The organism is Paenibacillus sp. P4_E11 (assembly GCF_056401635.1).
Genome location: NZ_JBFUIX010000133.1, coordinates 1 through 10,670 on the forward strand (window position 1 = coordinate 1; position 10,670 = coordinate 10,670).

Below are 10,670 nucleotides of genomic sequence, written 5' to 3' on the forward strand. Positions count from 1 at the left end.
CCCGACACCCGACATGTTCTCAGCTGTATCCATACATCAGAGAGAACTGGAAGCCTCAACAAGAAGTTTGGCCAGCAAGTCATAGTCTGGTGATTGACCTTCACGAATTTTGATCCATTTTCTTTCTGGAGGCCCTTCGAATTGACCATTCGGTAATTCGAGATTAGTGGTGTTGAAGATCATGAAGGCAACTGCATCCTTCGAAGGTGTGATTACCGCTGCGTACTTCCCGTTTTTCAGAAAATGCGGCTTTTTGTATTGGATACGTTCTTCTACATCCGGAATGGCTTCATGGACCATTTGACGAAGTTGCGTACTCACACTGACTTGCCAAGGAACACTAATGTTTTCGATAGACGTAGTTACTTCTTGATTCATAACCGGGCATGGCTCCTTCCGTAATTGGCTCTCGACTTCACATATACCACATTAGGAATATTCCAGTCAAGGAATTGAAGGGTTTACCACGATTATCTTAATTTTTTGCTCAAAAAGTTCCAAAAATTGTTGTGCAGCAGATCCGCCACATCACGCTCGATCTCGTCTCGCTCCAACTGCCAGCCAGTGGCGGCAATGTCGATGTACTTCTCAATCAGCACTTCGCTAATAATTTGTTTGGAATGACTCCACTTGTAGAGCAGTTGGTCGAATACACGTGCATCAGAATGCTGCGGGATGACGCTTATACCTAATAATTCGAGGCGCATCCGTGTTATCTCACTAATCAACACCGGATTGTTCAGAAACCACCAACAGCCGAACACCATCAGATTACGGAACTTGCGCGCCAATACCGTTAGCTCATGCTGATTCTCCCGCGAGAGCATGGTGACGAGAAATTTGTTGTGCGGGTATCGCATTAACAGGTGTTCCAATGCTCCCGTCTCTGCCTTGCCCACATAATATCCTGCATCCCCTAGCGCCGGGTGTACTTTATTCTTCACCCCGATCATCAAGGCAAAAGGCAGATTCCGCTCATGACATACTGGCAGCAAGCAATCCGCAATCAAGCGGCTCCGGTCCGAATCATCGGGGAACACAAACGTGGATGGCAGGGAGACCGCCACATATAGCGGATTCATCCGATCGATCCAATCCAACAGGAACCTTCTCACTTCCGCCTGACTGGTCGCACTCCACTCTTCCTCTACTTGATAACCCCAGCTTCGCAGCATACTCCTTGTCCGCGGATAGTCGTTCAGCAGCGGATCCAGACGCAACACCGCATGGAAGCGGGAATCGATTCTCTGACCACTCAGCCATATGTTTCTCTCTTCGTCGCCGAACACATCATTGGTCATGACGATGTGCTCCACATTGGCCTGCTTTAGAATCCGATTGATATGTTCCTCCGCTGATAACTCGGCACAGAACTGACGGTATTGGGCCAAGTCTCGTGTCGAAGTATCCATTCCCATGCCTTGAATCGAAGTGAGTACTCCCCTACAAGCCTCGCTTATTGGGGAATGTTCTATGAACAGCTTCTGCCAGATGAGCTCAGCTTGCTCCTGCTTGCTCAGCAGCCAGAACTGTTCGATCGGTATATCCGACCAGCGCATCACTTCCGCTACCAGGTAATGATAGGTTAATAGTTCATCAATGCCTCGCAGCATAAGTCCCCCGAATTCCGGTGGATATAGATGGGTATGCATGTCTGTGATCGGCTGCTGCTCTACAATTTGCCGAATCGCATCCGGTAAAGCTTCTCTCGTTAGTATACTCAACGACTTCTCGTCCTTTCTGTCATTTACTTGTAACAATCCTCACTGCTGAAGGAGCCATGCAGGCTCTCGATCTTGCTTAACCATCCCTTATATTGCTCGAATGAATAGGGCGCGTAACCGGAGATATAGTGGTTGGCCTGTGTGACCCCGCCCTTGGTCCACTTCATCACATAGAACGTCTGCAGCGAGGCCGAGTTCAGTTTAAGCTGACCGACTTCCACATTCTCGTTCGCTTGGGAATACACTTGTCCCGCGAGCACAATCTCGCCCGTGTCCCCATCCTCTACTTGATAATCGACCCATACGGATTCGTTGCTATCGTTGCCCAACACGACCCGATAGCGCCAATTTTCCAATTCCGTTATCATCATGCAGATGGGCTGCTGCACGCTCTTAATATAGTAGTAGGCGATTTTCTTGGCAAAATAATAATCTACCACGGCATCGGATATTTGCGGCCAACAATCTAGCAAGTTCCACCAAATAATGCCGGTTCTGCGCCATTTCTTCAACCGTACCATCTCGATGAAAAACTTCTTGGCTTCTGCTTGAGAGATTTGTGAAGCCAATGCCAAATCTTCCAGCGTATCCGGGATAAACCCAAACAACGTATTCACTTGGTTGACCATCAATTCGTTCCGGTCATACCGTCGTTTCTCCAGGGGGAGGTATTCCGTATTATGCGTACTCCATTCTGTGTTCTGATAAGGCCAGAGCTTGTCTGGCGAGATGAATTTCTTGAGCGAAGATATCGCCGGACAACCGTGATAACCGATCTCACTAATGAAGTGGGCCGTGGAGTGCTTGTAGAAATCGCTCTTGAAATAATCGCGCGGCCCCCAATTATGCTGCTCGGGAACCATCAGGTCTCCGCCATCGATATGCTCCGGCATGTAAGGAGACGACGGCAGGAAAGTGCGAAACGGATCGTGACTTCCGACAATGCGTGGCAAGATCTCTCGGGAAATGCGATTGAATCTTGCGTGCGGCAGTCGGTTTCCCCAACGATAATACACTTGGTCGATTTCATTATCTCCCGCCCAGAGGAGAAGAGAAGCATGATTGCGTAGCTTCTTAATGACACTGACGGCTTCCTTCTGAAGCATCTCGGCGAAATCATCCGTTTGCGGATAAATGGCGCAGGCCAAAGCGAAATCTTGCCAGACGAGAATGCCGTGTTGATCGCACAAGTTGAAGAAATCATGATCCTCATATACGTTGCCACCCCAGCAACGAACCATGTTGCACCCAATATCGACCATTAAGGCGAACGCTTCTTGCAGTCTCCCCTTATCTCGGCTGTGCAGCGCGTCGAGCGGAACCCAATTCGTGCCTTTGACGAGAATAGGAACATCATTCACTTTAACCTTGAATTCGCCAGCATCGCCTGGTACGAAATGCGTCTCCAGCTCAAAGAAGCGAAGCCCGATCATCTCAGTTCGGCTATCCACGATTTCCCCAGCGTACAACAGCTCTAGGGTAACCTCGTATAGATAAGCGGCTCCGTACCCTTGGGGCCACCATAACTTCGCTTGAGGAATGTCTATTAATATATTGTCCGAGCAAAAGTTCGTCTTGCTCTCGAAGGCAAACGAATGGTCGCCGCAGACACCTTTCAGCCTTACGGAGAATGCGTCCAGAAAGGGTTGATCCGTCTCATAACGGTAACGTACCCGCAACTGAGCGACGCCGCCTATGACCGATTGYGTCGAGTAGTACGCTTCCTTCAGGTAAGTCCGGGCTCTCCCTACGATTTCTATATCCCGCCATATTCCGGCTGATACGAGTCTTGGAGCAATATCCCAACCAAACGCATGAGGTGGTTTGCGCAGCCATACCATCTCGTCATGATGCTCCAAACCTGCGAGCGCGACAGGATATTCCTGTTTCCGGGCATGGCTGATCGCCGATTCGATGCGGATCGCGATATGATTCGTCTGACCTATGTCCACATAGTCGGTAATCATCAAGTCATGTTCGATCATCATATTATCTGTAGTTCCTGCAAGTTGACCGTTAATCCAGATCGTGCCAAACGTATCTAACCCATGCAAGCGTAAGATCACATCTTGACCGTGGAAATCTGTTGGAACATCGAATTGTCGCTCGTACCACCATTGATAGAATTCATACTTGCGGTAATCATACAGATTCTCGGCTACGAACGGATCCTTCTCTATGCCTGCCCGGCTCAGATCGATCTCGACATTGCCGGGAACGATAGCCTCCATAACCGGCCAACCGCTGGCTTTCACTGCCTCTATGTTCGCCGGTAATTGGCCTTGTTCCGCCCCATAGTACAGTTGCCACGATCCGTTCAAACTAATCCTGCTGCTCATTCTGTGCGCCTCCTGAATCTAGGTTTGGTGTATTATAGCTTCGGGTTCCATAACCCGCAGTCGTCCACATATACGTAATGCTCCCCTGTATTCTCAATAGYGACTATCGCGTGATCCCCGTTCGGACCTGTAGTGAACTCCAGATGTTCCATTCTGGCATCCCAATTGAGCCTGCGTACAGTGCGGGCCACAGTGTCGCCATCATACYCACGAACGGAAATACGCACAGGACTTGTGTGCAGCGAGTTGTATAACTTGAAGCTCTGGAGCAGAAGTTGACCGGTTCCCTTCATTACAAGGAACACATCGTGATCACCGCCTACATCACGAATCGGCGTCGAGAAATATTTCCATATATTGTCGTAATCGGACACGACGGAAACGGTGCCGATCAGCTCCCCATCCGGACTGTCCAGCCTCACTTCCAGCAAGATCGGCCCCACAATTCTTGTCATTCCCGCGTCGAACACATCGTATTTGCCCCGCTTACCGAAGTCGATGCCGCTATAGCTCAGCCAGTCTCCATCCCGCAATGGCCCCATGTAAGTGACATCGCGGTATATCGCAGGACCTCCGTTCGGTGTCGTATCGAAGCCGCTGCTTGTATGACATCCGTCGTATTTGTCAGCATTCCGGTAATAGCCGCCCGTACGGATGCCAGCCCAGAACGAATAGGTCGTGTTCGGCTTGAGACTCGTTGTGACCTGCTCGATTGCATCCCCCTTACCCAACATGGCCGCATACTTATTGCTGCGTGTTATGGAGGTATAGCCGAAGTTGCTGTAATCCCACGCGCACTCGAATACGATGGAAGGATTGCCGCTTACGATTGTCCATGGACTCCAATCACCTGTCTCGAAGCCTGCATTGCGAATCTGGCTCTTGGCTGACAGATCGGTAAAGCACAATTCCGCCTCTACTGACCGTGAGAAGTCGTGACCCGGCACCCAGTGCTCGCCGTTGTACGGGTAGGCTCCGGCATCAGGTGCCGCTCCAGGATGCCCGTCCGTTACGCCGTCAATGCGAAGCCCTGCCCCAATAGCCAGAGAATCGACCTGCAATCGATAATCACTGCGTTCCTCATCGACGAACCGGACCTCCTGGCCGATGATGTTGTTCGTCACGAGACTCTCCTCGCTCCAATCGATGATTTCTCCGTCTGCGAATATATTGTTGACGAGTTGGACTCCGATCATATCATCGAAGGCGAATACAGATGACCGTGTATTCGCGCTACGGTGAAACGTGTTGTTATAGATGAGCGTGYGTTGAACCGGTCGGTTCATATGGAGCCCATGATGCGGAATGTTCCAGACTACATTGTTGAAGAAATTAATACCACTCGTCCAGGCGTCCATATAGAAGCCGAAGCTCAAATGGTTCGATTCATTGTCGTGCAGCCAATTATGGTGAATTTCCGTATTGTCGAAGTCATGGTTAAACAAATACACGATGCCGGAATCTTTCGTCAGGCAATTGGCATACGAAATGTCGGAATATTGGATGACCGAATGGGCGAATACGCCTGAGACACACGTCCGTCCCGATCGCGTAATCGTGCTATGGCTAATCAGGTGTTCAGACCCTGTCACCCAGACGAGGCTAGCATAAGACGACTCGAAATTACCATCATGAATATGACAATTAACGACCTGGTTGCGGGTACCCGAGATGTGGATGCCGATTCCTTCGAAATGCGAAATTTCGCTGTCTCGCAACACATTATCGCTGCCCCCCAGCTCAACACCCTTGGTCCTGCCATAGATGGACTGGCGTGAGCCAAAATACCGATCGAGCCCGCATAGAACGGAGCGGATAATATGACAATGATGAGCCTCTTGCGTTGTAATCGTGGCAGCCCGACATCCGATACCCACCACTTCTATGTAGGCTCTGCCTCGCAAATCGAAAGCATACTCACGTCGCTTGGCTTCTACCACGTGCTGATCGGGATGGTCACCACCCGGCGCCCACAGGTACAACTTCTGCTCGCTGCTGTCGTAGTACCACTCCTTCTCCGTATCGAGTGCCCGAAGTGAACGTGTAATGAAATAGATATTCCCCGCCCCCGCATGATAATAAGGAGCTGAACTGACCCATTGGTCATAATGAAGCGTTCCGGAGACGAACCGATTCACCGGAGCGGTGGAGATGAAGTAACCAACGCCGTTCACGCAGGCTACCATAGCACCATCCCAATACCCATCGGGAAATGCCTTCAAATCTTCGTCGAATATAGAACCTGACTGGTTATCATTCGTGACACTGTCCACAACCGCGTACTGGGTGCGAGCTAAGCGGTCCGTGACATTCGGCCATTGGGCTTCGCCGCATATTTCTCCATCGACAAAGATGATATTGCCATTGCCATCTGCGACGTTCCAATCCATGTCGCCCTTATAAATACTGCCCTCATGAAGCGTCCATTGTGTAATAGGATCACAGCCGCTGACGACAACCTGTTCTCCTCGATATACCTCGAACCGGATTGGGGCAGACATCGTACCGGATTGAGCAGGCTTGACCGTCTCACGGTATGTACCTTCACGAATGTAACACGTATCTCCAGCTTGCATGATATCCGCAGCTCGCCCAATCGTCTGGAATGGGGATTGCAAAGACTGTCCATCGTTGCTGTCACTGCCATTTAGCGCTACATAGAATACACGGCTCTCGTTGGTCGACATGGGTGCATTCACTCCCTTGATTATTCTAATGGTTGTACGAACCGATAAAACAGTGATTGAGCGAGGGATTTCCCTCGCCCAATGTAACAACATTTAAGCTGTCATTGTGGTACGTTCGTTATTTCTTTTTGCGCTCTTCGTAGACTTGGTTAGCTTCGAGTGTCTGTTGATCACCACCGGCTTTTTTCCATTGCGCTACGAAAGCATCGAAGCCTTTGTCTGTATCGACCTCGCCCGTAATTAACTTGATCATGTACTCATCGACCAGTTTATTCAGCGTCGCGGATACCGACGCTGTCGAAGGAAGCAACGCCGGGTTGACCGGATCTTTGGTCACCTCGATGCCGCTGTTCATCTTCTCCTTGTAGTCCAGCATAGCTTGCGGGCTATCGAACTTAGTCATGGATGGAACGGCGCCCTTCACATGATTGAACCAGATCCCGGCTCCAGCAGCTGCTGCTAGTTTGACCGGGTCAGTTCCATCCCCTTTTGCAACAGTGACTCCATCAACAAGGTCGTATTCTATACCTTTGCGACCAGCACCCGTAATCAAATAAGTTTCTTCGTTCATTGCAATTTCCTCCATCATTTGTAATATCTTGATCCGCTTCTTTTCGTCCTTCATCAGCGCGGCGCTGAACATCTGCGGCGCTTGCGGAATCGTGCTGGACGACATGAGCATCGCTTTGCCGGAAGGGCCTTTGAACCCTTTGCCGATCGCAAGCGTCTGGCCTTTGGCTTTCCATTCCGCCCCTACTGCACCTAACTCGTAAAGGTGGTACCACATACCCGAATCCACCATCCCGATACGGCCGCCAAGGAAGTTGGCACGGTTGCGAATCCAGTCGTCTGTTGCGAATTCCGGATCGATTAGGCCATCCTTGTACCATTTGCTGAGCAACTTGAACGCCTGACGCGATTCTTCTGTTATCATGCCGTATACGACCTTACCGTCAGCCCCAAGAATCCAGCCGCGACGCTTGATGCCGAATGCGGCAAAGATCGAATTGAACATTTGCACCGGAGCGTCTTTACTGCTAGCCGAGAGGCCGTACGTATCCTTCTTGCCATTCCCGTCGGGATCGTTGTTACGGAATTTGGTCAGCAAATCTTCGACTTCTTGCAGCGTTTCCGGAACTTTGGTTACACCAACCGCCTTCATCCATCCTTCGTTAAAGGCTGGCAGAAACGGACTTTTTCCTTCTAGATATACTTTCGGAAGACCCCAGTTTTTCCCTTTATACGAACCGAAGCTGAATATGTTAGGATCGACCTTCTCCATATCTGCTGAATACTTCGGCATATACTTCTTGATCTCATCCACCGAGATGCTGGCGATGACACCCTGATCGGCCCATTGCTGCATCAGATCGAGACCGGCGTCCTGGGTAATCACATCCGGAATTTCCCCGGCAGCGATCTTCACATTCAATTGGTCACGCCATGTTGTCGGATCAAGATTGATGTTCTTGAGCTTGATGTTGAATTTCTGTTCCAAATACTTTTGCGCTGCATTATCGTCCGAGGATGGCGGATTACGCCCTGTCCAAGTTATTACCATTGGTGGTTCTTTGGGTGTCGCTGTCGCCGATGGCGAAGTTGTCGAGGTTCCTGCTGTCGATTTGGGTGTGTCTGTACTGCTGCAGGCTACGAGCGATGTGGCGGTTACGGCAACTGCGAGTACAACAGAAACATTTTGTTTCACTTTCTTCATCCGTTTTGCCTCCCTTATCTTTGTCAGTCATCTATTTAGACGAAACGATGCATGCCACGTTCCGTTTAAACCAGGTTTAGCCTTTAAGCGAACCGATGAGTGCGCCTTTAACGAAATACTTTTGCAAGAATGGATACACAATGAGGATCGGCATCGTGACGAACATAATAACAGCCGCCTTGATACTCTCCGACGTTACCGACCCACTCATCATCGCCTGCAGGGCGGTATCTTCATTGCTGACGACAAGCTTACGCAAGTAAATTTGCAACACTTGCTTGGAACTATCCTGAATATAGATCAGCGCATCGAACCAGCCATTCCAGTGGTACACAGCTGACCATAAATCTACTGTCGCCATAATCGGCATGGAGAGTGGGATGACGATCGTGAATAGGATGCGAATATCATTCGCGCCATCGATCTTCGCCGATTCTTCCAGTTCGTCCGGAACCCCCATGAAGAAGTTACGCATGATCATCATCGAGAACGTATTAATCAATCCGGGAACGATGAGTGCCCAGCGGGTATCTATGAGATGCAACGACTTGATAAGAAGGTAGGTTGGGATCAGTCCGCCGCTAAAGAACATCGTAATGACAATAAACATCGTATACACGTTGCGATGCGGCAAGTATTTCTTGGACAGCGGATACGCGCCGATCGTCATCATGGACAGCATTAGGATCGTCCCGATTACCGTCCGGAACAAGGAATTACCAAGTCCGCTCCAGATCGTTTTGGAAGAGAACACTTCCCGATACGCCTCAATGGAGAAATCGAGCGGAATAATATGAATGCCTTGGCGAATCGCTTCCGCTGGTGTGCTCAGGGAGATGGCCAACTCATGAACGAACGGATAAAGCATAAGGAGACAGAGCAGCGAGATGAAGAGCAGCAGGAACGCTTGAAACACCTTCTCGCCTGTTGTCAKATGCATGGAAGTCACACCTTTCGATTATAGTAGGGAGCGAGAGCTACAAGAGCCCTTCCTGTCCGGTGCGCTTCACGAGATAGTTCGTCATCAGAACGAGAAGAAACGCGATAACGTTCTTGAACAAGCCAACGGCGGTCGTCATACTGAATTGCATTTGAGTCAACCCCATCCGGTACACATACGTATCGATAATATCTGACACCGAGTACACACCTGGTGTATATAGATTCAGCACCTGATCGAAGCCGGCATCCAGAATCCCGCCGATTCGTAAGATGAACATGATCGCGATGGCCGGAAGAAGACCAGGAAGTGTAATGTGCAGCGTCTGCTTCCATCTGTTCGCACCGTCAATAATCGCCGCTTCGTATTGCTGCGGATCAATGCTTGCTAGTGCCGCCAGGTAAATGATCGTCCCCCAGCCGACTTCCTTCCATATCGCAGATACGACCAAGGTGAAGCGGAAGTAATGACTATTGCCGAGAAAGTAGATGGGATCAAGGCCGACCTTCTGCATCATAAAGTTGACGACCCCAGTGGTCGGAGACAAGATGATGAACAAAATGCCTGACAGCACGACCCAGGACAGGAAATGGGGTAAATACGTCAGCGTTTGTGTGATTTTCTTGAATGCAGTGAAGCGAACTTCATTGAACAACAAGGCAAGGATGATTGGTGCGGGAAATCCGAATATAATATGGTACAAGCTCAATCTGAGCGTGTTGGCCAGCACCTTCCAGAAATCAGGTGAAGCATGGAATAAGTAATTGAAGTTATCCATGCCGACCCAAGGACTTCCGGAAATCCCCTCCAGTATTCGATACTCCTTGAAGGCGAGCTGGATGCCGTAGATCGGTCCGTAGGCGAAAATCGCGTACCAGATCAGTACGGGGGCGAGAAGCAGGAATAAATAACGGTTTTTATAATACCCCTTCCACATGGAGGGGCGATTTTTGTTCACTCCGACATCTGTGACCGCCTTAGGTAACCTGTTAGCAGCAAGTGGTACATTTTGTTTTTGTCTCAAGCGGTTCTCTCTCCTTCCGTATGTATGGCTTAATGCTAGCTCAGAGAAAACGCTTACGCCATTGCAATATCATTCAAATTCATTCGTTTTCTTTGGATCGGCCATTATAGAATCATTCACAACACTCGTATTCAAAGAAATTGAAATGCAAAAAAGCTGCTCACAAGGATGGATACTGCGAACAGCCCTTTACTTTTAAATACATACATGAGGATGTCGATTCATTGTGAACACAGGAGTGG

At 49.6% G+C, this 10,670-nt stretch carries 7 protein-coding genes; all 7 read right to left on the minus strand.

Going from position 1 to position 10,670, the window contains the following annotated elements; translation table 11 throughout:
* Positions 1 to 36 precede the first annotated feature (36 nt).
* Positions 37 to 378, minus strand: coding sequence for a DUF1801 domain-containing protein (locus AC1DWB_RS28765; protein WP_477544533.1), 342 nt, complete (start codon positions 376 to 378; stop codon positions 37 to 39).
* A gap of 92 nt (positions 379 to 470) precedes the next feature.
* The gene (locus AC1DWB_RS28770) at positions 471 to 1,724 is read right to left on the minus strand and encodes a glucuronate isomerase (protein ID WP_477544534.1); all 1,254 of its coding nucleotides are present in this window, start codon (positions 1,722 to 1,724) and stop codon (positions 471 to 473) included.
* 23 nt (positions 1,725 to 1,747) lie between these two features.
* Positions 1,748 to 4,063: a glycoside hydrolase family 2 protein gene (locus AC1DWB_RS28775; RefSeq protein ID WP_477544535.1), complete on the minus strand. Its 2,316-nt coding sequence runs from the start codon at positions 4,061 to 4,063 to the stop codon at positions 1,748 to 1,750.
* Positions 4,064 to 4,095: 32 nt separating this feature from the next.
* Positions 4,096 to 6,750 carry a carbohydrate-binding protein gene (locus AC1DWB_RS28780; protein WP_477544536.1) on the minus strand — a complete coding sequence of 885 codons (2,655 nt, stop codon included), beginning with the start codon at positions 6,748 to 6,750 and terminating at the stop codon, positions 4,096 to 4,098.
* Between the two features lie 118 nt (positions 6,751 to 6,868).
* The gene (locus AC1DWB_RS28785; RefSeq protein WP_477544537.1) at positions 6,869 to 8,464 is read right to left on the minus strand and encodes an extracellular solute-binding protein; all 1,596 of its coding nucleotides are present in this window, start codon (positions 8,462 to 8,464) and stop codon (positions 6,869 to 6,871) included.
* A gap of 76 nt (positions 8,465 to 8,540) precedes the next feature.
* Positions 8,541 to 9,404: a carbohydrate ABC transporter permease gene (locus tag AC1DWB_RS28790; RefSeq protein WP_477544538.1), complete on the minus strand. Its 864-nt coding sequence runs from the start codon at positions 9,402 to 9,404 to the stop codon at positions 8,541 to 8,543.
* Between the two features lie 37 nt (positions 9,405 to 9,441).
* The gene (locus AC1DWB_RS28795; RefSeq protein ID WP_477544539.1) at positions 9,442 to 10,428 is read right to left on the minus strand and encodes an ABC transporter permease; all 987 of its coding nucleotides are present in this window, start codon (positions 10,426 to 10,428) and stop codon (positions 9,442 to 9,444) included.
* Positions 10,429 to 10,670 lie beyond the last annotated feature (242 nt).

Bases quoted from the DNA above. Each gene is read 5' to 3' on its own strand.
- AC1DWB_RS28765 (WP_477544533.1), bottom strand. From the start codon at position 378: ATGAATCAAGAAGTAACTACGTCTATCGAAAACATTAGTGTTCCTTGG.
- AC1DWB_RS28785 (WP_477544537.1), bottom strand. From the start codon at position 8,464: ATGAAGAAAGTGAAACAAAATGTTTCTGTTGTACTCGCAGTTGCCGTA.